Here is a 22,408-nt window from a genome sequence, read left to right on the forward strand (position 1 = left end):
CCGAAGATGGGACTACGGCAGCCCTCGTAAAAGCGCTTTCCCCTTCTTTTGCGGTCATTTCGGCAGGTGCAGACAATACTTACGGGCTGCCTGATCCTGAGGTGCTTGTCATGCTCTCGTCAGTTTCAGTATTCCGAACCGACCAAATGGGAACGATTGTCGCAACATGCGAGAGCGGTAATCTCTCTTTTAATGTGCCCACTCCCCTTACCGCCAATGCTGCGGCTGCTCAAGCGAAGGCCGATGCGGAGGCTGCTGCTGCGGCGCAGGCGGAGGAAGAAGCTGCCGCCGCCGCCGCTGCAGCAGCAAATCAAGAGCAAAGTGATTCAGGTGGCGTAACTGTCTATACAACCAATACGGGAAAGAAGTACCATCGAGATGGCTGCCAGTATCTCAATAAAAGCAAAATACCCATTAGTCTTGGAGACGCTAAAGCGCAGGGGCTGGGAGCGTGCTCAAAATGCGGTCCTCCGCAATAAGGTGAGTAATGAAGCTGATTTAAAAAACGAAAGCGCGAAGATCCCATGATCAGCAGATAGGTAAAAGCTATACCTTGCCTACCCATTTCGCCACTTGCTAGCGCAGACTCAAAATGGAGAATATTATGTGCAGAATGATAATAGATAGATTTGAAGGCAAGAAGGCGGTCTGCGAGCGAATGGACGGAACCATGTTTGACGTTGCGAGATCAGAGGTACCTGTCGATGCTGCTGAGGGGGATGTCCTTGTGTGCGAAAAGGGGGCTTATCGCTTGGACATTGAGTCTACAAAAGCACGACACGAGTGCATAGCCAAAAAGGCGAAAGCAATATTCAAGGATTAAAGGAAGCGTAAGAGTATTTTTCAAATGTTGCTCATTTTTTAAAAGGAACTCGATGGGTTCGAGTGCTGATTTGAGGAGAGTTCGCAGATGACTACTTCGATTGCTGGGTGTCTGATGCTCGGTGGCTTCACTTGTGTATTGGAATGAAGTATCCCTATTTCGGTACACTGATACGGGTCAATCCCTGCATACTAATCCTAGTCGAAAACACAACACCAACCGAAGGAATCGACATGGATGCTACAGGGGAAATGCTTCAGAAGCGAATCGCAGAGAGCCACAGGATCATGAACGACCTGTATGTGCGCGAGGCGTCTCGGGAGGCGGCGACGCTCGACAGGATGGCGGCGAAAGCTGACGTGCTCATGCGGCTCGTGGCAAATTGCCGTCAAGACGCCGTCTGAAAGATGCCTAGCTGGTTGTTGGGGTCGCTGACGCGTGCGCGGGGCCAGTTCGGTTGATAACGCTAGAAGAGGCTGAGCTGATCGTTGGGATTATCCAGCTTGTCGGGGCCGTCTTGGGCTGAGCGCTGGACGACGACGCGTTCCGGCGAAAGCTCCACCGCCGAGCGATCCGCGAGATCAGCGTAGTTACTTCCAAGCCAGTGTGGAACCTCCTGATTCCTCAACACTAAGGGCATGCGGTCGTGAATGGGGGAGACGTTGTCGTTCGGCTCGGTGGTTACCACGGAGAAATAGTTGCTCTCGTAGACCCCTGCAAGCAGTGCCAAGGGCGATCCCGGCAAGGTGAAGCGGTATTGCTGCTTGCAGGCGCGGCCCGTTCGGGGGTTGCGAAAGGTCTCGCTGCGATGCGGCTCGCAAAACCCCAGCATCGGCACGATGCACCGCCGCTGCCGAAGGGAGTCGCCCCACATGCCACCCGTGAGCGCAGACTCGATGCGCGTGTTGAACACAACACTTTTCTGCCAGCTTACCGGGTAGCCCCATAAAAACTCGGCAACCTCCAGGCGCCTGTTCTCGCCGGGAACGATGAGGGGAACCATGCTGCCGGGGAATGCCTCGCTGCCCCGCGCGGGCCACTCGGGCTCGGGATTGAGCGGCGTGCCGAACTCGATGCTGCGCACGATGTCCAGCACCTCGTCGTAAGTAAGCATCGTGAACCTACCGCACATACTGCTCCTTCATGTACAACGGATTGCCTCGCATAAAGGAGCATAGCACGACTTTTTGGAGCGTATCAGCTTTCGACGGAAATGCGACAGGGCCTATTTCTTTCGAGCATCCTTAATATAAATAGCTGCAGTGATCTGCTTGGCGGGGTGTTCGATAAGATTGATCGCCAGTATGCGGCAGGTGAAAGCGTCTTCGTACCCGTAGTACAGAAACATGCTGAGAAGCTCGTTCATTTCGCGCGGAACATAGCCAAGTCTCGTTTTGCCTGTATAGACGGCGATAGCTTGCGAGTCGAAAGGATTGTCGAACTCGGGGACTAGCTTCAGCTTGTCGCCCACCTTAAGCGATCCGACCACTAAGGCACTCTCGGAAAACTGCATTCCTCTGATGTTGAACGTCGCATAGTGCTTCGAGGGCTCGTACATTGCGGTTCCTTCCCGTCGCGGTTTACGCCTTCGTTTCACACTCTATCGAAAAGCTCCATTTCTGCTGGACTATAATAGGGACAGTCGCACTGGATTGTGCGCATTGGCATTGCAGAAGGGATGCATCATGGCTGTGAATCGCCAAAAGCTCAAGCTGCTCTACCTCATGCAGATGCTGCTCGAGGAAACCGATGTCGAGCATGGCCTTTCCATGCCCGACATCATTGCTCGCCTGGGCGAGCAGGGCGTCGGTGCTGAGCGCAAGTCGCTCTACCGCGACATCGAATCGTTGCGCGAGTTCGGCCTGGACATCCGCGTATACCACCGCGCACCCGCCGAGTATGCCATCGCTACGCGCGACTTCGACCTGAGCGAGCTCGCCCTCATGGTCAATGCCGTGCAAAGCCTGAGGTTCCTCTCGGAACGCAAAGCGAAATCGCTGGTGAATAGCATCAAGGGGCTCGCCAGTTCCCCGCAGCGCGCCGCGCTTGATCGGCAGATTCACGTTGAGGGCCGTGTCCGCCTGCAAAGTGAGTCGGTGTTCTTTGCCGTGGACTGTATCCATCAGGCAATCGCAGAGAAGCGCCAGCTCTGCTTCGTCTACTGCGACTACGACGTGAACAAGAACCGCGTCCCGCGTAAAGATGAGCGCATCTACCAGGAAACTCCCGTGCGGCTGATCTGCTCGGAGGGCAACTACTATCTGGCCGCCTACAACGAAAAGCATGCGCGTATCGTCATCTACCGCGTCGACCGTATGGCGAAGGTGCGCGTTTCTGACCATCCGGCCAGCCGCAACGAGGTCATTGCCAACTTCGACGTGACGAAGTACGAGAACCGCTCGTTCAGTATGTTTGGCGGCAAGGCGGTTCCGGTGACCATGACTGTGGCCAAGGAGGCCATGAACGCGGTGATCGACCGCTTCGGGCGCGACGTGCATGTCGTCGCTATCGACGCAGACCGCGCCCGCGTGAGCGCCGTGGTCATGATCAGCCCGACGCTTTATGGCTGGCTGGCTCAGTTCGGCAGCCAAATACAGGTCGAGCAGCCTCGAGAACTGGTGGAAGGCTATCGTGAGCATTTGCAGAACATTCTGGAAACGTTGAAATAAGCGTCCTTCTATACCGAAAAAGGGACACTTGGCAGCGGCAAGCTGCGTACAATAGTGTCGTGTACTTAATGAGTGGCGAAGCTTGGAAGGAAAACTATGAACGAGATCAAATGCCCCGAATGCGGCACTATGTTCCAAGTCGACGAGTCCGGCTTCGCCGACATTGTGAAGCAGGTGCGCGATGGCGAATTCGCCAAGGAGATCCAGCGCCAGGTGGATCTGCTGCAGGCGGACAAAGAACGCGCCGTGGAGCTGGCTGTTGCGAAAACTCAGGGCGACCTGCAAGGCAGCATCGCAGGCAAAGAGGCCGCTATCGCCGAACTCCAGGCCAAACTCGAAGCGAAGGAACGCGAGATAGCCAGCAATGAGCGCGCCGCCAAGGCGGAGCACGATAGCGCCCTGAACAGTGCCGTGGTCAACAAGGACGCGAAAATCGCCCAGCTTGAAGCGGCGCTCAAGCAGCTCGAAACCGAAAAGCAAACCGAATCGCGCCTCGCCCAAGTGCAGCACGAGAAAACGCTCGCAAGCACCCTTGCCCAGCGCGAGGCGGCTATCGTCCAGCTTCAGCAGGAGCTCGCCGCCCGTGACAGCGCCTTCGAAACCGAGAAGCAGCTTGCAGTGACGCAGGTACGTGCAACGGTGGAAAAGGAACGCGACCAGCTTGCTGCGAAAATCGAGCGCGCCGAGCTCGAGAAAAGCCAGGTCGAAAGCGGTCTCAAAGCCGAAATGGCCGAGCGCCTCAAAGCGAAGGACGATCTCCTCGCCTACAAGGATCAGGAGATCGAGCGCTACAAGGACATGAAGGCCCGTCTCTCCACGAAGATGCTGGGCGAGTCGCTTGAGCACCACTGCGAAACGGAGTTCAACAAAATACGCGCGACGGCGTTTCCGAAGGCGTACTTCGAGAAGGACAACGACGCTTCGGAGGGCAGCAAGGGCGACTTCATCTTCCGCGAATGCGACCAAGACGGCAACGAAGCGCTCTCCATCATGTTCGAGATGAAGAACGAGCAAGACGACTCGACGCACCGCCACAAGAACGAGGACTTCCTCAAAAAGCTGCACAGCGACCGCACCAAAAAGCAATGCGAATATGCCGTGCTCGTATCGCTGCTCGAACCCGAAAGCGAGCTGTACAACGAGGGCATCGTCGACGTGTCGTACCGCTACGACAAGATGTACGTCATCCGCCCGCAGTTCTTCATCCCCCTCATCAGCATCTTGCGCAACGCCGCGCAGAGCTCGATGAAATATCGCAGCGAGTTGGCGATGATGCGCCAGCAAAACATTGATGTAACCAACTTCGAAAGGGAAATGGAAGACTTCAAGCAAAAGTTTGGGCGCAACTACGAGCTGGCCAGCAAGAAATTCCATAAGGCTATCGAGGAAATAGACAAAACCATAGACCTGCTCATGCGTACGAAAGAAGATCTGCTGGGCTCCGAGAACAACCTGCGTTTGGCAAACGACAAGGCCGAGGCCCTGAGCATCAAGAAACTCACGCGCAACAACCCCACCATGAAGGCGAAGTTCGAGGAATTGGGGGGAGGAGCCGAAGGAACAGCTGCTTCGGACGAGGTTTAGGGGCCTCGATGTCTTGATTCGCCCGACCGTCTCTGCTTTCGGGAGTGCTGGCGTTATGCTCCTTTCGCGCTTGCGGGTGACGCAGTTCGCTGGGCGGTCGGCGATGAGGGGGCCGCCCGTGGCAAGAGCAGGGGTATAATGCTCCCGAGCTATCGACAAGAGGGAGCAGGGTATGGCCGCACCGGCAGGGCAGGACATTGAGCAACGAACCGATCGCACCGGGTTCCTCCAGGGACTCGGGTGCTACCTGCTGTGGGGCATCATGCCGGTGTACTGGAAGCTGCTCTCGGCTATTCCCGCGTTCGAGGTGCTGGCGTGGCGCATGGTGTGGTCGTGTGCGGCGATCATCGCGCTGTGTGTGCTGGTAAAGCGGACGCGCTTCCTGTACCTGTTCCGCGACCCGCGCGCAGTGCGCACGTTTCTTGCCTCGGGGCTTATTGTCTCGTGCAACTGGGGCGTGTACATCTGGGCGGCCAACAGCGGGCATCTGCTGCAGACGAGCATCGGGTACTACCTGTGCCCGCTGTGCAGCATTGCGCTTGGCATGATCTTCTTCAAGGAGCGGTTGACTACCATGCAGAAGGTGGCCACGGCGCTGGCCGCGCTGGGGGTGGGTTGCTTCATCGTCGCGAACGGCGGCGATATCTGGATTGCCTTCGCGCTGGCGCTCACGTTCAGCGTGTACGGCGCGGTGAAGAAGAAGGGCGGCTACCCGGCCCTGCCCGGCATGGCGTTCGAATCGCTGTTGACGGGGCTGATCGGCGTTGCCGCGCTCGCTGTTGGAGCGGTTGCCCCGTGGATCTGGCAGATTGCGCCCGCCACGCCCGACGCAATGGCCATCACCGGGCCGGTGGCCGACATGGCGCTGCTCGCAGGATGCGGCGTGCTGACGGCGGTTCCGCTGCTGCTGTTCTCGGCGGCCGCCAACCGCGTGTCGCTGACGGTGATCGGTTTCATCCAGTACGTCAGCCCCACCATCGCGCTCGTGCTAGCGGTGGCGTTCTTCAGCGAGCAGTTCACCGTGGCGCACGGCATCTGCTTTGCCCTCATCTGGTTGGGCATTGCAGCCATCGGTGTGGAAGCGGCTCTGACGGGCAGGCGCAAGAAGGCAGCGCTGCCGACCGAAGAATGTTGCGAGGGTCGCGCATAGGGTTGAGAAGTTGTTTCTAGAGGTGTCCGAGGCTCGGAAATATGCCAGTGAGGCGATTCCCGTGCGCGGGTGCGTGTATTCTGGCTTCGAACTGATAATAAGCTCGAAGCGGGCTTGGTGAAACGAGGTAGCATGATCATGTCAGTGCAAGTGAGGAGATCCATCAAAGTTCGGGCGCTGCTCGCGCTGTTTGCTGCTGCGCTTGTTTTGCTTTCCGCATGCTCGGCGAGCAACCAAGGAAACGCGGCCGATACCAAGGAGGGTGCCGTGACAGGTGCTTACCAGAAGATGTCCCCCGCGGAGGCGAAAGCCGTCATGGAGGGGGGAGGGCCTTTTATCGTGCTCGATGTAAGGAGCGCAGACGAGTTCGCCCAAGGCCATATTCCCGGGGCGGTTCTCATTCCCGACAACGAACTGGCGGCGCGTGCTGAAGCCGAACTTCCCAGCAAGGACGAGACGATCCTCGTGTATTGCCGCTCAGGTCGGCGCAGTGCCGCCGCTGCCGAAATGCTGGCTGGCAGGGGCTATACCCAGGTGTTCGATTTCGGTGGCATAGCCGACTGGCCGTACGAGACGGTGACCGACTAACGTAGAAGCACCCAACCCAAAGGAGCTGGGCTTGGAGCTTTACCAACTTAAATACGTGTCATCCGTTGCCCGCTGTGGCAGTGTGGCGAAGGCGGCGGACGAGCTTTTCGTGTCCCGTCAGGCTATTTCCAAAGCTATCCGTTCCCTCGAGCAGGAAGTGGGCTTCGAGATATTCGATCGAGACGACAAGATGCGTCCCACCGAAAGCGGTGAAGAGCTCGCTGGAGGTGGTTTTGCCTGGGTTGCCGCTTGCTTCTGATGCCGACGCCGTTACAGAGCCGTCGTTGGCGTTCATGTTCCTTGCAGGCTGTGGTATTCTCGTGCCGAAGCTCAGACTGGCAAGCGGGAACGGAGACAAGCATGGGATCGTTTCTTCAGATGGTTCGCTCGAACAACATTGTGCAAGCGGTACTTTCCATCGCGCTGGGATTGCTACTGGCATTTATGCCGGAAACGACCACGCTCACCCTCATGTACCTGCTGGCGCTCTATTTCGCCGTGACGGGCGCAGCGTCGCTGCTCGCGTATTTCCGCAGCAAAGGTGAGCGCTACCGTTCGCCGGGCGTATTGGCGACAGCTATTTTCTTTTTGGTAGTTGCCTTGGTCGTCGCCGTGTTCCCTCAGGGGGTCGCGGGCTTCTTCTCGCTGGTCTTGGGTATTTTGCTGGTTGTGGGCGGCGTGGCGAACGCGGTGCGCTCGTTCGAGTTGCGCACGTATCGCGGCGGCATGTGGGTGTTCGGCCTGGTTGTGAGCGCGGTCATCGCTGTCGGCGGCGTGGTCATCATCGTGAACCCCTTCGATACGACGGTGACGTTCATGCTGGTGCTGGGCATTCTTCTTATCGTGAAGGGCGTGGGCGACCTGGTCATCGAAACGTCGCTTTCCAGTGCTATGAAAAGTCGCCGCTAGGTGATCGACGGCAGATCGCTGCGCGTTTGCTAGCGTTTGCTGGAGCACGCCCGTGGTAGTCGGATGGCAGCGGGTTCGGTATCATGGTGTGCTGCGGACGGAGCAATGCGCCCGCAAGCTGGCGAACCGAGAGGGCAACGAGGGGCTAGATGATGGCAAAAAGGCTACAGTTCTCCATTCTGGGCGATTCCATCAGCACGTTTCAGGGCTGCAATCCTGAAGGCTTCCGCGTGTATTACGAAGGCGAGCGGCGCAGGGAGGCGGGTGTGCTGTCTCCCGCCGATACTTGGTGGGCGCAGGTGATCGATCGGAGTGGCGGTCAGCCGTTGCGCAACGGGTCGTTTTCCGGCAGCATGGTGGAAGGGGCGGGTTTCCCCGCGGCGAACAGCGCAGAGCGTATCGCGGCGCTTTCCAAAGACGGGGCTGCACCCGATACAATTCTGGTATTCATCGGCATCAACGATTATGGCTGGGGTGGCGCGGACGCCCAGGCGGCGGGTCGCGGAGGCGCGTTGCCGCAGAGCCTTGACCTGTCGTGCATTCCCGAGTGCACAGCCGGTGCGGCTCCTTCCGATGCGGCAGAGCTGTTCGGTGCCGCTTACCGCGCCATGCTTGCGCGTCTGCGTGCCGCCTATCCGCAGGCGGAGGTGTGGTGCTGCACGCTGTGCCCCGGACGCGTTGCCGGTCGGCCGTCGGCCACGTTCGCATACCGCTTGCGCGGTATCCCGTTCGACCGCTATAACGATGCCATCCGTGTGTCCGCTCGTCAAAACGGCTGCCATGTTGCCGATGTGCGCGCTTTAGGCCGCGACTACGAGGCTCTCGATGGCACGCATCCCACGAAGCGCGGCATGCGGCAGTTGGCGCAGTTGGTGCTGCGAGCAATGGAGATCGAGGAACAGGGCGACCGAAAAAAAGCGCCTTTTGGCGAAAGCGATGTTGGCTCGGGTGATGCCGCCCTAGCTGATGCGTTGCCGGACGGAGGGTGCTCGCCCGATACGTCTGCGGCCAACATACCCTTGCCGGACTCCGCCGATTCTCCCTTCGCGTTTGGCTGCGACTTTGCCGGCGCTCCGCTTTCCGCCGAAACCTGCGACGAGCCTACCTGCATAGGTTGCCCTCATGCCGCATCGACTGGCAACCAGTGGCTGTGCGTGTGCAAGCGGGACTAGGGCTATGGATGCTCTGTTGGCAGGGGAAGGGTGGACCAGTGCATTGTCGGTTGTTTTATTGGGGCAAAGCTGGGCGATTCTGAGCACGTGAGGTTTAGCTGCCCGCTTGCTTCTGACCGAGTGGGCGCACGAACTCCCCGCTCAGCTTGCCTGCTATGCTCGCTGGTTTGATAACATGCTATAAACTAACTAGACAAATATGGCAAATAAATATAGAATATGATTCTAATAAGACAAATACGTCATATAAGAGGCTACGCATGAAGATAACCGGTTACGAGAGCAACGCAGCGGTGCTCGGGGAGCTTGCTCAGCGTTTGCGCGACCAAAGGCTTGCGCTGGGGCTCACCCAGGCAGAACTAGCCAAGAAAAGTGGGGTATCTGCCCGTACGGTTGCCCGTCTGGAGTCGGGTGAAAGCATAGCGCTCGAGGGTTTTCTCGGTGTATTGAGAGCGCTGGGAGCGCTTCGAAACATCGACCTGCTGGTTCCCGAGTACCGCATGCTGCCTACCGAGGTGCTTGACGGGAAGCGCAAGCGCAAAAGAGCACCCTCCCCGAAAAGCGCGCAAGCAAACGAGATGTGGGCTTGGGGTGACGAGCGATGATAGCCGCCCATGTTTCTTTGTGGGGTACGCGCATCGGTGCCGTTCAGCAAGACGGTGCCGACGACATCCCCGTCTTCAACTACGATCCAGACTTCTTGCGAAGTGGCATCGAGCTTTCTCCCCTTGAAATGCCCTTGTCCGGAGCAATCTATTCGTTTCCTGCTCTCAAAGGCGAGTCTTTTCACGGCCTTCCCGGCATGCTGGCCGATTCGCTGCCAGATAGATTCGGCAATGCGCTGCTGGACAGCTATCTGGCGCAGACTGGTAGGGATTTTAAGCGACTTTGCGCCGTCGAGCGCCTGCTCTATACCGGTACGCGCGGAATGGGTGCTTTGGAGTATGAGCCTTCTGACGATCGGTTCGCGTATAGCGGCAGCATCGATATCGACGCGTTGGTTTCTGTTGCAAACGAGGTGCTCGGCCAGCGTGAGGGCATACACGAAACGATGGACGAAGCAGGGCTCGCCCGATTGGTGAGCGTGGGAACGTCGGCCGGAGGCGCGCGTGCAAAGGCGGTCATTGCCTGGAATCGCGAAACCAATGACGTTCGCTCGGGACAGGTTGAGGCCGATTCTGGCTACGAGCATTGGCTGATCAAGTTCGACGATATCATGCGGAACAAGGACAAGGGCGACTCCTACGACCGCCCTGCGTACACGCGTATAGAATTCGCCTATTATCTAATGGCGCTCGAAGCGGGAATCGAGATGAGCGAATGCAGGCTGCTCGGCGAAAGCGATCGGCAGCATTTCATGACGCGGCGGTTTGACCGCACGGCAAGCGGCGGCAAGCTACATATGCAGACGTTGGGCGCCCTGGCCCATTTCGATTTCAACCACCCTGCGGCACAGAGCTACGAGCAGGCGGCAAGCGTAATGCGGCACCTGAATCTTGGTCAGGACCGTATCGAGCAGCTGTATCTTAGAATGCTGTTCAATGTTTCAGCGAGAAACCAAGACGATCACGTGAAGAACCTATCGTTTCTTATGGATAGGCGCGGCGTGTGGAATTTGGCCCCGGCATACGACGTGACGTACGCAAACGATCCGGGAAACAAGTGGCTGTCTCGTCATCAGATGACCGTTGCGGGCAAAGCCGACAACATCGGGCTGGATGATCTGCTTGCGGCAGCAAAGGCAATGGACGTCTCGCGCAGCCGCGCCTTGGAAATGGTCGAGCAGGTGAATGAGGCGATCAGCGCATGGAGTACCTTTGCGCAACAGGCCTCCGTCCCCGAAAGAGCGTACGAGGAAATTGCACGAAATCTGCTGGCCGTGAGATAGCGCATCTTTTTCTCCTGCTGATCATAGGGAATTTCGCCGAGGTTGTTGCTGTTGAGTTTGCGCTCGCGATTCAGTTGCCAACTGAGGAGACAGACTTCGTTGTTCCCCTGACGGTAAAGTGTTTTGGGATTTGGCGGTCACTAATCGGTCTGAATATATGACGGTGCGAAATGAAGCCTACAACGCCTTTTAGTGCCACCTTCGCTTTGGCAGGTGCATTGTGTTGGCAATCAACTAAGTTTCTTGATATTGCGGAATTCGTCGCATTCCTCCCTTCCTTGCTTGACATCGTAGCGTGCCGTACTACAATTTCTTTTTAGCACTCGGAGGCAGAGACTGCTAATACTGCTCTGCCGCATTGAACCGACACGAAGGAAAGGCACGCAACCATGCGCAAGTTCAAGACAGAGAGCAAAAAGCTGCTCGACCTCATGATCAACTCCATTTACACCAACCGCGAGATATTCCTGCGCGAGCTCATCTCGAACGCGTCGGATGCGGTGGACAAGCTGTACTTCAAAAGCCTGACCGACAAGTCCATCCAGCTCTCCAAAGATGAGCTGGGCATTCGCGTGTCGTTCGACAAAGATGCCCGTACCGTCACGGTGTCGGACAGCGGCCTGGGCATGACCAAAGACGACCTCGACCGCAACCTGGGCACCATCGCGCATTCCGACTCCATGGAGTTCAAGGCCGAGAACGGCGACATGCAGGGCGAGGACGTAGACATCATCGGCCAGTTCGGCGTAGGCTTCTACTCGTCGTTCATGGTGGCTTCCAAGGTGCGTGTCGTGTCGAAGGCCTACGGCGCGTGCGAGGCTTGGGGCTGGGAGAGCGACGGCGTGGAAGGCTACAGCATCGAAGCCGCCGAGCGCGCCGAGCACGGCACCGACGTCATCCTCACGCTCAAGGACAACACCGACGAGGACAATTACGATACCTATCTCACCGAGTACGGCTTGAAGAACCTCATCAAGCGCTACAGCAACTACGTGCGCTATCCCATCCAGATGGAAGTGACGAAGTCGCGCGAATTGCCCAAGCCTGAGGACGCCGGCGACGATTACGTGCCGCAGTACGAGGACTACACCGAGGTTGAGACCATCAACTCGATGATCCCCATCTGGAAGCGCCGTAAGTCCGAAGTGACGCAGGAGGAGTACGACGAGTTCTACAAGACCGACTTCCACGACTTCTCCGATCCGGCTCGTACCATTTCCGTGCATGCGGAAGGGTCGCTGTCCTACGACGCGCTGCTGTTCGTGCCCGGCCGCGCCCCGTTCGACCTGTACAGCAAGGACTACCAGAAGGGCCTCGCGCTCTACAGCTCCAACGTGCTGATCATGGAGAAATGCGAGGAGCTGCTACCCGACTACTACAACTTCGTGCGCGGCGTGGTGGACAGCCAGGACCTGCAGCTGAACATCAGCCGCGAGACGCTGCAGCATAACAGCCAGCTGCGTGCCATCGCCAAGAAGATCGAGAAGAAGATCACCAGCGACCTTGAGAACATGCGCGACAACGACCGCGAGGGCTACGAGGCGTTCTTCGAGAGCTTCGGTCGCGGTCTGAAGTACGGCATCTATTCCAGCTACGGCATGCAGAAAGACCCCCTGGCCGGCCTGCTGCTGTTCTACTCCGCCAAACAAGACAAGCTGGTTACGCTGGCTGAATACGTGGAAGCTATGTCCGAAGGCCAGGAATCCATCTACTACGCCGTCGGCGAGTCGGTGGAGCGCCTGAACAAGATGCCTATCGTAAAAACGGTGCTGGGCAAGGGCTTTGATGTGCTGCTGTGCACGCAGGATGTGGACGAGTTCTGCTTCACCGCCATGCGCGACTTCGGCGGCGACGAGAACGGCGAGGGTGCCAAGGAGCTGAAGAACGTTGCTACGGGCGACCTCGATCTGGCTACCGAGGAGGAGAAGAAGGACGCCGAAGAGGTGACGAAGGACAACGAGGACCTGTTCAAGTCCTTGAAGGAGGCGCTTGGCGACTCGGTGACGAAGGTGGTCGTGTCTGCCCGCCTGACCGATGCGCCCGCCTGCATCACCACCGAGGGTCCCGTGTCGCTGGAGATGGAGAAGATTCTTTCGCAGGGCCCGGATGGCGACGACATCAAGTCGCAGAGGGTGCTCGAGCTGAACGCCAAGCATCCCGTGTTCGAGACGCTGAAAGCCGCGCAAGATTCAGGCGATGCCGACAAGGTGAAGCTCTATGCCGACCTGCTGTACAACCAGGCACTGCTGGTCGAAGGCATGTCCATTGACGATCCGGTAGCATTTGCCCAGAACGTCGCCAAGCTTATGGCGTAGGAATGCGGGCAGCTTGCCAGCTGTCGTAGCAGCGCGCAATGCCGGTTGTTCTTGGGAGGAAGCGCTCGCCTTGGCAAACCGCGTGGACACGGTGCTGCGCGGTGTGACGGGCGCAACGTTTTCCGATGAGGAGTTCGCGCGGCTGGGTATCTGCTTGGAGGCAGGGTGAATGCGCCTACCCCGCCTTCACGGCCCCTTGGTCGCAGCGGTTGCCCCAGGAGTCGATGAGCGTGTTGTCGCGGTAGACGCAGATGATCTCGCAGTGGTTGGCGCACTTGGCGCATTCGACCTCACGGGTCTTGAAGGCGAAGTCTCCAATGGCATCGAAATCGAGGGCTCCGCACGTGAAGGGTCCCTCGTCAGCCGGTGTTGCGTCGGGGGAGGTACCGGTGCCGAGGGTTTCTGCGCGCAGGTTCGCCTCGGCGGCCAGCAGGGCCACGCCGAAGGCGCCCATCAGGTGGCCATCGGGGTCCACCAGGACGTTCATGTCCAGTTCTTTCTCGAACGCGCGCACGACGCCGGCGTTCTTGCTCACGCCGCCCTGGAACACCACCGGGGCGGCGATCTTCTTGCCTTTGCCCACATTGTTCAGGTAGTTTGACGCCACGGCGTGGCAGAGCCCCGCGATGATGTCCTCCCGCGCATAGCCTACCTGTATCTTGTGCACCAGGTCGCTCTCGGCGAACACGGTGCAGCGGGCGGCGATGTTCGCTGGGCGCGAGGACGTCAGCGCTATCTCGCCGAACTCTTCCACTGCAACGCCCAAGCGGTTCGCCTGGCTCGACAGGAACGCGCCGGTGCCGGCGGCGCACAGCGTGTTCATGGCGTAGTCCACCGCAATACCGTTCTCTACGCAGATGATCTTCGAGTCCTGCCCGCCGATCTCCAGGATGGTGCGCACGTCGGGGTGCAGCATGGTGGTGCCCACGGCATGCGCGGTGATCTCGTTTTTCACCACAGCCGCTCCGAGCATGGCCCCGACGAGGCGCCGGGCGCTGCCGGTAGTGCCCACGGCGCGCACGCGCACGGCTGCGCGATCGATCTGGTCGGCCAGGTCGGCGACGACGCGGCGCGCGGCGTGCGCGGGGTTTCCCTCTGTCCATAGATACGAGCGCGCGATGATGGCATGGTCTGCTCCCACGATGACGCCTTTGGTGGAGATGGAGCCGATGTCGATGCCCAGATAGGCATCGAAGGATCCGTTCGACGACGATGCGCCTGTGCACGCTTCGGCCTGCGCAGGCGCATTACCGGTGGCGGCGGGGTTCGATTCGAGGGGCTGGCCGCCGTGCGGTGCCGAGGCGTCGGTTGCTGCATGCGTCATTTCGTCTTCTCCTTCTTCATGGCCAGCATGTCGTAGAACGCTTCGAGGCGGGTATCCAGCCCGGTGTCGCTGGTCTGCGAGTCGTAGCTGAGGTACAGGACGGGCATGCCGGTGTCCCGGCTGATGCGCTGCAGGACGGGCATGCAGTCCACCTCCGGCGTGCAGCCCGACGACTTTGCGTGTATTACGCCGTCGAAGCCCTCCTGCGCGTACTTCAGCGTGGCGGCGATGGTCATGCTCGAGGTGGGCCCCATGTTGTAGCGCACGTAGTCGGAAACGCCCGCACGCAGGTTTTTCTCGTTGTGGCGCAGCTGGTGGCTGGTCAGGGTGAGCATGCGGTGCACTTCCACTCCCATGTCCAGCAGCTTGCGTTCCAGCCCCAGATTCGAATGGGGCTCCATAGCGGTGAAGAACTCGCCTACCACGCCGACGCGCAAGGGGGCAGCGGGTTTTCGCGTGGGCAGCGCGCGCAGGGCCTCCATGCCGCGTTTGTGCGCTTCGGAGATGTCGCGCTCGCTCACGGAGATCCGAAGGTCGGCGTGGTAGGCGGCCAGCGTCCGGTCGAACGACCCGCGTTCTGCCTCGAAGCCGGCGTTTGCCAGGTAGAACTCGTTCGCCTCGTCGAGGTGTTCGATAAGCGAGAACATAGCCAGCATGCCGCGCACGCCGTGCGGTATGGATAGATTGGGGTTCACCTGCTTCTTGCATACCTCGATGTACTTCGTCAGCGGCTTGCCGGTGACGGTGGCGAAGTTCAGCATCTTGAAGTCGTAGCCCATGTCGCGCAAGATCGACTCCTGCAGCTCGCCGTAATAGCCCAGCCGACAGGGTCCGGCGAACTGCACCAGTACGTCGGCGCCCAGCTCGAGGGCCTCGATGTAGTCGCCCAGTATGTGCTTGAACGGTGCGCATACCGAATCGCTTGAATTGCGGCTGCCCAGTTCCACCGTGCGTTTCGTCGGCTCGGGTAGGGGCAGGTACACGGCGTCCAATACCTGCTCGACGAAGTACTTGAACGCGATGTCGTAATAGCCGAAACGAAGGAAGGCAACCTGCGTGCGCGCGTGGCGGTCGGGCTTGCGTGCACGCTTGCCCCGGCGCGGCTGCGGCAGCACGAGGCGCGGCAGCCTCAAGCGCTGCCATCCGGCAACGATACGCGCTCGCGGTGCTTCGCGCGTCTGGGTGGTGCCGAAGTCGTCGAGCAGGTCTCCGTCGATCTCATGCATGGACGTAGCCTCCCTTTTTCTGGTAGCGCAGAATGTCGGTGAAGCTTTCCATGCGTGTTTCCAGCCCGGCTGTGCCGCTCTGCGCGTCGATGGTCAGGTTCAAGATGGGCTTGCCCTGGATGCAGCGCAGGATGGCGTCGTCAGTCATCGAGTCGGGCCCGCAGGGGAAGGCGCTTACCAGTACGATGCCGTCGATGCGTTCATGCAGCAGCATGATCGCGCCGATAAGCTCGCGGTTCACCATCCACGGAAGCGTTTCCGAGAATTCGAAGCTGGCCTTGAGCGTGCGCTCGCGATCCACTTGATCGGCGTAGACCACGGCCGCCCCCAGGCGCCTCAGCGGATCGGCTATGCTGCCGCCCAAATAGGCATCATGTGCCAGGTAGGGATGTGCCGCCAACAAGATAGCCAAGGGCCGCTCGCCTCCGTGCACCGTCTCGAGCGATGTAAGCAGCCTCTCCTGGGCGCCTGCCGCCGCGCGGTCGGATCGCTCCTGGGCATGCGAGGCGGTCCTCCATGCGCGTTTCGCCTCGCGGGTGCCTGTTCCGAAGCGTCCGGCCATCGCAACGAACGCCTCTTTCATGGGCATATGCTCGTGCGCCTCGTCCACCAGGCACGAGACCACACGTAAGGGGCGGTCGTGCAGCGCGTTCTCTACGAGGTCCGGTAATGCCTGGAACTTGGTGCAGAACCCTTTGCGGTGTCCGAGATTCTCGATGCTGGGAACGAACAGGGCATCGCACGCGCCAAGGAGGCTGGCGGCGTGTCCCAAGTACACCTTCGAAGCCAGGCAGCATTCGTCTACCGAAAGCGTCTCGCCGTCGACCACCAGCGCGCGGTCCGTCTCGCGGCTGAGCACTACCTCCCGCCCCAGTTCGCGAAAGAACGTCTCCCACAGCGTGCCATAGCGGTGATATAGAAGCGCCCGCGGAATGCCCACGCGTTGCACGTCGGCGAAATCGCTTTGTTTGAGTATTCCCATAAGGTTCTTTCGGATCGGCCGGAATGCTGCTTGTGAATGGTATACGAGCGCTCTTGCCGAACATCCCCGGCAGGTGCCAGCTTCTCCTATTTGATACAAACCCTCCACGGAGAAGGCTCCAGCACGGCCAAACGACGGCAACCGCCCGGTTTCAAAACTAATTGAAGGAGCCTCGGGTGATCAGATAAAGGTGCTGCACGCGGTAGAATTCAAGTAAGTGCGTAAAAGCAGACGACGGAGCGAGTTCATTGAACATAAAGCAACTTCGGTATTTCGCAGCGGTAGTAGAGCATGGCAGCTTGTCTGCGGCGGCGAAAAATCAGTACGTCACCGTGCAGGCGGTGTCTAAGGCTGTGGCCGACCTCGAGCGCGAGTTAGGCCGCGATCTGTTCGTGCGCGAAAGTCGAGGTGTGCACGCGACGCCATTTGGCAACGCCTTTATTCTCAAAGTGGCTCCGGTGCTTCAAAATTTCACTGAATTGGAATCGTTTGCATCCCGCTATCAGGAAAACCCTCTGCATGCCGACGTGCTGCGTTTGGCCCTCTGCGCTCCGCCGTTCCTCGGAAACGAGAAAGCGTGCGAGAGCATTGCTGCCTTTACAAAGAAAGGCCTGGGCTTTGAAACGCAGGTTGCGTTGGATAATGGCGAAAAGGCTCTAAGTGGTTTACGCTCGGGCGTCTACGACATGCTGGTCACCATCGGCCCGTTTTCGAGCCCCGACACCGACTGCATATCGATGGGCGCGGTGGCCCCTGGTCTTATCATGGCGAAAGACCACCCGCTTGCTCGCGAGAAATCCGTTGTCCTTGCAGATTTGGAAAACTACTCCATTTCGCTGTCGCCCCTATTCGATGCATTCAACGATTCCATCGCAACGATGTACCAAAAGAGGGATTTGGATATCGACTTCAAGCTCGTGTCGGTAGAGCACTTCAGCAAGCATCTTCTTGAGCAGCAGGGCGTTGCCTTCGTCACCTATATCCCTGCGCTCGGCGCACTGCACCCCGAGACGGTGATAAGGCCGGTGGCGACCGAAGATGCCCTCGCCATCCCCATCTGCCTGGTAAGCCTGAAAAACCGTAAGACCAAGGCTTATTTGGCCTTTGAGCGCTGGCTGTCCGGTGCCTTGGTTATCTTTGGCGGTGAATCTCCGGGCGATATCCTCTGACAGGTTTCAAGATGACTGCGGGAACGCGGTGCCGCCGATGGTTTGTAGGACGATCCGGTAGGTGCTTCGCGGGGAAGTGCACGGGGCGAAGCGGTGTGGGCGCTTGGTTGTTTTCCAAGCTCAGAAAGTACGTCCTGAAATAATTTTTGAAGGATGCGGGTAGCCGGTAGGGCGCGTTTTATCTCTGTACAATACGAAGTTAGCATATTTCAGATGGGGTGGGTTCGTTTTGAATATTAAGCAGCTTACTTATGTGGCGGCGGTTGTCCAAAACGGCAGCCTGTCTGCTGCGGCCAAGAACCTGTACGTGACGGTTCAAGCAGTCTCCAAAGCGATCTCGGATTTGGAGCGCGAACTGGGCCATGACCTTTTCGTGCGCGAGAACCGCGGCATGCAGCCCACTCCGTTCGGGCGAGAGTTTTACGGGCGGGCTTCGGATGTCGTGTCGTGTTTCGACGACTTGGCTGAATTTGCCCGCAGCTACGATGATCGCTGCGGGCAGCCGCGCGCCTTGCGCCTTGCGCTGAATACTCCGCCTTTCACCGGTAACGAGGTGGTGCGCCATAACTCGGCGGCGCTCATCGAAAGCCAGTTGGGCATTGACGTTACCATAGACCTGCTTGCGGGGGAGGCGGGTATGGAGGCATTGCTCAAGGGGGAGTACGATGCGCTTGTCACGATAGGGACCGTTCGCCATCCCGGAACGGAGTGCCATGTGATCGGCACTGTTCCCCTGGGTATTATGATGAGCAAAGACCACCCCCTGGCTTCCCACGAGATGGTGAGTTTGGCCGATCTGGTTCCCTATCCGATCGCCCTGTCCAGTTTATGGCTTGCTGCCAGCAACGAGACCGCATCGGCGATTTTTCGCGAGCGGGCATACGATCTGAAGTTCGTGGAAGTCGATTTCTCCAACATCCATCAGCATTTTCGCGAAGGCGGTCTTTCGATTGCCGTGGGCATTTCGGCCTTTGGGAAGGCAAACCCCCTGACGACCTTGCGACTCCTGGTTCCTGAGGATGCGGTGACGACGACTATTTGCTTGGTGGGGTTGGAAGGAAAGGCCCTGTCCGTGCCGTCGACCATTGGCAATATGCTGAAGACGATCCTCTAGCTCGGTTCGTCCGTTGCTCTTTTTGCTGCCTTGGGGGGCACTGGGCGATTTTGCGGCGGCAAGGCGGTTGTCCTGCATCCTTTGCGCGACCCTCCGCCTGTCTTCGAGAAAGGCTTCGTTATCCCCCGGCATAGGCAAACTCCTCAAGCTGCGACCGATCTTACTAAAACCAGCCCAACTTGAGGGGTTTGCCTAAGGCATCCCTCGTTTTTCGAGATGCTCTGAAAAGCTAAGCGGCTTTCTTCTGCTTGAAGGCCATCCAGATTCCTGCGGCAATCGCAGCACCAAGAAGCGGGCCTACGATGAATACCCATACCTGCGAAAGCGCGGTCATGTCACCGTTGAATGCCATCATAAGCGCTGGTCCGAAACTGCGGGCTGGGTTTACCGATGTGCCGGTCAGCGGAATGCCCATGATGTGCACGAAGGTTAGCGTGAGGCCGATGATAATGCCGGCAAACGGGGCCGTGCGCTCGTCGGCTGTCGAACCCAGCACTGCCAGCACAAAGATGCAGGTCAGAATGATCTCGACAATAACAGCGCCCACGACCGAAATACCGACAGCGGAAGCTGCCCCGTAGCCGTCGCAGCCAAGACCAGTGACCAGCACGCCTCCCAGATCGCACATGCTGATGATGAGTGCCAGCACGGCTGCAGCCACGATACCGCCGACGAATTGGCCGATCCAGTAGCCGACAAGGTCTTTGGCGGACAGGCGCTTGTCCAAGAACAGGCCGAGCGATACTGCCGGATTGATGTGACAGCCCGAAATGTTGCCGATGACAAACGCCATGGCAATGATGGACAGGCCAAACGCCATGGCGATGCCCAGCGTTCCCAGCGTGGCCCCTGCGATGGCGGCGCTGCCGCAGCCAAACAGGGTCAGCACGAATGTGCCCAGTGTTTCTGCGGCGTATTTCTTGATCGGCGATGCTTCCATACTAAAGGCTCCCTTTAATGTGTCTGGCGGATAGGGCGACAACGGTGCTACTGAATGCTGCCGATGCGGCAGATGGTGCTACCGCAGACGGGGCACGTTCCCTTTGTGATGGGCTTGCCGTTCTTCGTCGTGCTAGCTACCGGGTCCTTCATGGTCTTCTTTTCCTTGCATTTCATGCAGTACGCCTCGACGGTCATATTCGCTCCTCTCGGTTGATAAATACAAACCTCATCATGTTCGTCGCACAATAATCCCATGTCAATATGGTCAACAAGGAGTTGAAGTATCTTTTAGCTTTTGATAGTATTCTGTTATTAAAAATATCATTAAATAGCTTGTTGCAGTTGCCTTGATGTGTTAGGGCGATTCTTTTTTCAATAAGCGCCACTCTCCTTCTTGCCTCGGCTGTTGCCGCGAATCTAAGACGGTATGCGGGAGAGCAGGTTGTTCAACTCCTCGGTGAGGGCGGGATGGGTGAAGATGGCATGGCCGCGCATACGCTTCGAACGTTCTATGGCGGCTACGGTGAATCCCGCATCGGCTAGGGCCACTGCCAGCGGTTTTCCCGCTGCTTTGCATCCGATGACCGCTGCATCTACTCGTTCCATGGCGGAGCCTTTCTCCAAGAAGTCGTGCGCGATGCGCATCCGTCCATCGTAGCTGGGTTTCCCGCAAATGCTCGTTCTTACCGCGGTTCGTCTTCCTCGCCATAACCGAACTGTTGGCAAGTTGGCACGTCGAGCGTGATTTTGATAACTGATCGCCCCGCACGCCTTTTGACAAAACCCTTATACTGGCAGCAGGAACGAACGCGGGCGTGAAAACCCGCATGAATACCCCGAAGACAAGGAGATGCGAAGATGAAAGCCAACAAGATGCTCGTGGCCGTCGACGAATCCGAAGGCGCTAAGTGTGCGCTCGATATGGCGGCCGCCCTGGCCGAGCCGAACCCCGAGGCGCAGCTCGATCTGGTATACGTAGTGCCCATCCCCTTGCTGGACGAGGCTCAGACAGAGAGCTTCCGTGAGGTTTTGGACATGATGATCGCCGACGGCAAAGAAATCATCACCGACATGAAGGACAGCTTGGGCGAAAGCATTGCTGATCGCACCGATACGCTGCTGCTGACGGGCGTGAACCCCGCTACGGAGATTTTGAAGCTCATCGAACAGGGCGACTACGACCTGGTGGTCATGGGTAACCGCGGGCTGAGCGGCTTCAAGGAGTACATGGGTAGCGTCAGCTTGAAGGTGCTGAACGGATCTACGATCCCGGTGTTTGTCGTCAAGTAGCTGGTTGCCTTACAGGAAGGGCGAAACGCAGGCATGGGGTCTGCGCTAGAAAGACCGGCGCGCACCCGGGGGGTGCTGCGTGCCGGCGAGGGCGGGGTGGGGCACGAGCTGCTCGCGTGCCCCAAGGGGAGGAGAAGCTGTGAGGGAGAGGAAGAATGTACTGGTGCTGTTCAGCAAGCCGCCAGTACCAGGGTTGGTGAAGACGCGCCTGTCTACCTTGAAAGACGGCGTGTTCACACCCGAAGTGGCCGCGGCGCTCTACCATTGCATGCTGTTCGATGTGACGGAAATCTGCTGTGCGGCGATGGCTGATCTTGAGGCGTGCGCCGCCGAGGCCGTTGCGCAGGGTGGAGACATCCATGACGCATACGAGCTGGTCATATCTACGACACCGACCTCGAACGTCGAAGTTATGCGTACGTTGTTCGTGAAGTCGGGCACCTGGCCGCGCCCCATCACGTTCATTGCCGACGAGGGTTCCAGCTTCGATGAGCACTACAACCATGCGTTCCAGCAGGCGTTCGACGGGGGTGCCGATGCGGTGCTGTCGATGGGTGCCGACATGCCGGCTTTGACCAAGGCAGACGTCATTGCCGGGTTCGAGGCGCTGCATCGTTTGGATGCAGTGGACGGCGGTGGCATCGTGCTGGCTCCCGATCAGGAGATGGGCGTGTCGGTGATAGGCTGGACGCGGGACACCGACTTCAGTCATACCGGCGTGTTCTACCATGCCGAGGGCTTGACGGTGCTGCCAGCCTATATCGACAAGGCGCGTTCGTGCGGTCTTCCGGCGCTGTATCTGCCGCCTATTCCAGACGTGGACACTATGGCCGACCTCATGCACACCGTAACGGTGGTGGAGGCGTTGAGCTATTGCGCCCAGTTCGATGATATCGTGCCGCCGTGGCGTACGGCTGACGCGTTGCACCAAATGGGCTGGGACGAAGTACGCGTCCCCCCGAACGACCTGCACGACCCCCGCGAGGACATCGACTGCTGAGGACGATGGGGCCGGTGTCGTATCTGCCCACGTTCTTCCAAAGAGTTACTCGAGCTAAAAGGTACCCGAAAAAAGCTTGCTCCACGTGCCTTTCGTGTATAATACTAGACGAGCCGAAGGGAGCGTTAACTCCCACCGGCTCTAAGAATCGCTTCGGCGGTTTGGGTTTATTTGGTGCGCTCCTCTCCCTTGCGGGAGCGGAGCACTTCCTTTATCACCAAAACAAGCTCGATGATGCCAGACGCTAGGTTCAAACACACAGT

24 protein-coding genes and 1 pseudogene are annotated in these 22,408 nt (G+C 58.7%); 17 read left to right on the top strand and 8 right to left on the bottom strand.

Features of this window, described 5'->3' with window-relative positions:
- Both RR842_RS05145 and RR842_RS05150 read left to right on the top strand, forming a co-directional pair.
- Positions 1-479: pseudogene (locus tag RR842_RS05145) on the top strand (hypothetical protein); the annotation flags it as partial.
- Between the two features lie 577 nt (positions 480-1,056).
- The gene (locus RR842_RS05150) at positions 1,057-1,227 is read left to right on the top strand and encodes a hypothetical protein (protein ID WP_332522285.1); all 171 of its coding nucleotides are present in this window, start codon (positions 1,057-1,059) and stop codon (positions 1,225-1,227) included.
- Between the two features lie 62 nt (positions 1,228-1,289).
- On the opposite strand, the gene RR842_RS05155 is transcribed toward RR842_RS05150, so the two are convergent.
- Together RR842_RS05155 and RR842_RS05160 are read right to left on the bottom strand one after the other, a co-directional pair.
- On the bottom strand, positions 1,290-1,955 hold the full coding sequence (locus RR842_RS05155) for an SOS response-associated peptidase family protein (RefSeq protein WP_332553255.1): 666 nt from the start codon (positions 1,953-1,955) through the stop codon (positions 1,290-1,292).
- 93 nt (positions 1,956-2,048) lie between these two features.
- Positions 2,049-2,381 (bottom strand): HIRAN domain-containing protein, encoded by a 333-nt coding sequence (locus RR842_RS05160; protein WP_332565385.1) that lies wholly within the window; start codon positions 2,379-2,381, stop codon positions 2,049-2,051.
- A gap of 127 nt (positions 2,382-2,508) precedes the next feature.
- Between RR842_RS05160 and RR842_RS05165 the strand changes: the two genes are divergently transcribed.
- From RR842_RS05165 to RR842_RS05215, 11 genes are all read left to right on the top strand, one after another.
- Positions 2,509-3,492 (top strand): WYL domain-containing protein, encoded by a 984-nt coding sequence (locus tag RR842_RS05165; protein ID WP_332729161.1) that lies wholly within the window; start codon positions 2,509-2,511, stop codon positions 3,490-3,492.
- A 96-nt stretch (positions 3,493-3,588) separates the two neighbouring features.
- A complete protein-coding gene (locus tag RR842_RS05170) occupies positions 3,589-5,076 on the top strand; it encodes a DUF2130 domain-containing protein (protein WP_332512318.1) in 1,488 nt (495 codons plus the stop codon).
- 172 nt (positions 5,077-5,248) lie between these two features.
- Positions 5,249-6,226 carry an EamA family transporter RarD gene (gene rarD / locus RR842_RS05175; protein WP_332729162.1) on the top strand — a complete coding sequence of 326 codons (978 nt, stop codon included), beginning with the start codon at positions 5,249-5,251 and terminating at the stop codon, positions 6,224-6,226.
- A 132-nt stretch (positions 6,227-6,358) separates the two neighbouring features.
- Positions 6,359-6,814, top strand: a complete 456-nt coding sequence (locus tag RR842_RS05180; RefSeq protein WP_332729163.1) for a rhodanese-like domain-containing protein — start codon at positions 6,359-6,361, stop codon at positions 6,812-6,814.
- A gap of 31 nt (positions 6,815-6,845) precedes the next feature.
- The gene (locus RR842_RS05185; protein ID WP_332722644.1) at positions 6,846-7,073 is read left to right on the top strand and encodes a LysR family transcriptional regulator; all 228 of its coding nucleotides are present in this window, start codon (positions 6,846-6,848) and stop codon (positions 7,071-7,073) included.
- Positions 7,074-7,174: 101 nt separating this feature from the next.
- Entirely contained in the window at positions 7,175-7,723 is a 549-nt protein-coding gene (locus tag RR842_RS05190) for a DUF308 domain-containing protein (protein ID WP_332553261.1), read from the top strand.
- 149 nt (positions 7,724-7,872) lie between these two features.
- Positions 7,873-8,895 carry an SGNH/GDSL hydrolase family protein gene (locus tag RR842_RS05195; RefSeq protein ID WP_332729164.1) on the top strand — a complete coding sequence of 341 codons (1,023 nt, stop codon included), beginning with the start codon at positions 7,873-7,875 and terminating at the stop codon, positions 8,893-8,895.
- A 260-nt stretch (positions 8,896-9,155) separates the two neighbouring features.
- Positions 9,156-9,500: a helix-turn-helix domain-containing protein gene (locus RR842_RS05200; protein WP_332512311.1), complete on the top strand. Its 345-nt coding sequence runs from the start codon at positions 9,156-9,158 to the stop codon at positions 9,498-9,500.
- Positions 9,497-10,783 carry a type II toxin-antitoxin system HipA family toxin gene (locus tag RR842_RS05205; RefSeq protein ID WP_332729165.1) on the top strand — a complete coding sequence of 429 codons (1,287 nt, stop codon included), beginning with the start codon at positions 9,497-9,499 and terminating at the stop codon, positions 10,781-10,783. The genes RR842_RS05200 and RR842_RS05205 overlap by 4 nt, the downstream gene beginning before the upstream one ends.
- A 389-nt stretch (positions 10,784-11,172) precedes the next feature.
- Complete coding sequence (gene htpG / locus RR842_RS05210; protein ID WP_332512309.1) at positions 11,173-13,098, top strand: molecular chaperone HtpG; 1,926 nt, start codon at positions 11,173-11,175, stop codon at positions 13,096-13,098.
- A gap of 13 nt (positions 13,099-13,111) precedes the next feature.
- Positions 13,112-13,267 (top strand): hypothetical protein, encoded by a 156-nt coding sequence (locus RR842_RS05215; protein WP_332565382.1) that lies wholly within the window; start codon positions 13,112-13,114, stop codon positions 13,265-13,267.
- Positions 13,268-13,273: 6 nt separating this feature from the next.
- Here RR842_RS05215 and RR842_RS05220 read toward each other — a convergent pair whose 3' ends face one another.
- From RR842_RS05220 to RR842_RS05230, 3 genes are read right to left on the bottom strand one after another with little or no spacing between them, the layout of a single operon-like run.
- Positions 13,274-14,422, bottom strand: coding sequence for an acyl-CoA dehydratase activase (locus RR842_RS05220; RefSeq protein ID WP_332729166.1), 1,149 nt, complete (start codon positions 14,420-14,422; stop codon positions 13,274-13,276).
- Positions 14,419-15,648 carry a 2-hydroxyacyl-CoA dehydratase gene (locus RR842_RS05225; RefSeq protein WP_332729167.1) on the bottom strand — a complete coding sequence of 410 codons (1,230 nt, stop codon included), beginning with the start codon at positions 15,646-15,648 and terminating at the stop codon, positions 14,419-14,421. Before RR842_RS05225 ends, RR842_RS05220 begins: the two co-directional genes overlap by 4 nt.
- Entirely contained in the window at positions 15,641-16,630 is a 990-nt protein-coding gene (locus RR842_RS05230) for an acyl-CoA dehydratase activase-related protein (protein ID WP_332521089.1), read from the bottom strand. The genes RR842_RS05225 and RR842_RS05230 overlap by 8 nt, the downstream gene beginning before the upstream one ends.
- 248 nt (positions 16,631-16,878) lie before the next feature.
- Here RR842_RS05230 and RR842_RS05235 point away from each other — a divergent pair, with 248 nt between their 5' ends.
- Complete coding sequence (locus RR842_RS05235; protein WP_332553268.1) at positions 16,879-17,799, top strand: LysR family transcriptional regulator; 921 nt, start codon at positions 16,879-16,881, stop codon at positions 17,797-17,799.
- 229 nt (positions 17,800-18,028) lie between these two features.
- Entirely contained in the window at positions 18,029-18,913 is an 885-nt protein-coding gene (locus tag RR842_RS05240; protein ID WP_332710761.1) for a LysR family transcriptional regulator, read from the top strand.
- Between the two features lie 229 nt (positions 18,914-19,142).
- Here the strand turns inward: RR842_RS05240 and RR842_RS05245 are convergent, their stop codons facing one another.
- The 3 genes from RR842_RS05245 to RR842_RS05255 all read right to left on the bottom strand — a co-directional run bounded on the left by RR842_RS05245 (position 19,143) and on the right by RR842_RS05255 (position 20,461).
- Positions 19,143-19,853, bottom strand: a complete 711-nt coding sequence (locus tag RR842_RS05245; protein ID WP_332512298.1) for an aquaporin — start codon at positions 19,851-19,853, stop codon at positions 19,143-19,145.
- A gap of 47 nt (positions 19,854-19,900) precedes the next feature.
- Entirely contained in the window at positions 19,901-20,050 is a 150-nt protein-coding gene (locus RR842_RS05250) for a DUF5679 domain-containing protein (protein ID WP_332512297.1), read from the bottom strand.
- A 222-nt stretch (positions 20,051-20,272) separates the two neighbouring features.
- Positions 20,273-20,461 (bottom strand): hypothetical protein, encoded by a 189-nt coding sequence (locus tag RR842_RS05255; protein WP_332512296.1) that lies wholly within the window; start codon positions 20,459-20,461, stop codon positions 20,273-20,275.
- Between the two features lie 252 nt (positions 20,462-20,713).
- Here RR842_RS05255 and RR842_RS05260 point away from each other — a divergent pair, with 252 nt between their 5' ends.
- The gene (locus RR842_RS05260) at positions 20,714-21,145 is read left to right on the top strand and encodes a universal stress protein (RefSeq protein ID WP_332512295.1); all 432 of its coding nucleotides are present in this window, start codon (positions 20,714-20,716) and stop codon (positions 21,143-21,145) included.
- Between the two features lie 139 nt (positions 21,146-21,284).
- Positions 21,285-22,145 carry a DUF2064 domain-containing protein gene (locus tag RR842_RS05265; protein WP_332512293.1) on the top strand — a complete coding sequence of 287 codons (861 nt, stop codon included), beginning with the start codon at positions 21,285-21,287 and terminating at the stop codon, positions 22,143-22,145.
- Positions 22,146-22,408: the final 263 nt, after the last annotated feature.

It is taken from the genome of Gordonibacter sp. (genome assembly GCF_036667095.1).
In the GTDB taxonomy this organism is placed as follows: Bacteria; Actinomycetota; Coriobacteriia; order Coriobacteriales; family Eggerthellaceae; genus Gordonibacter.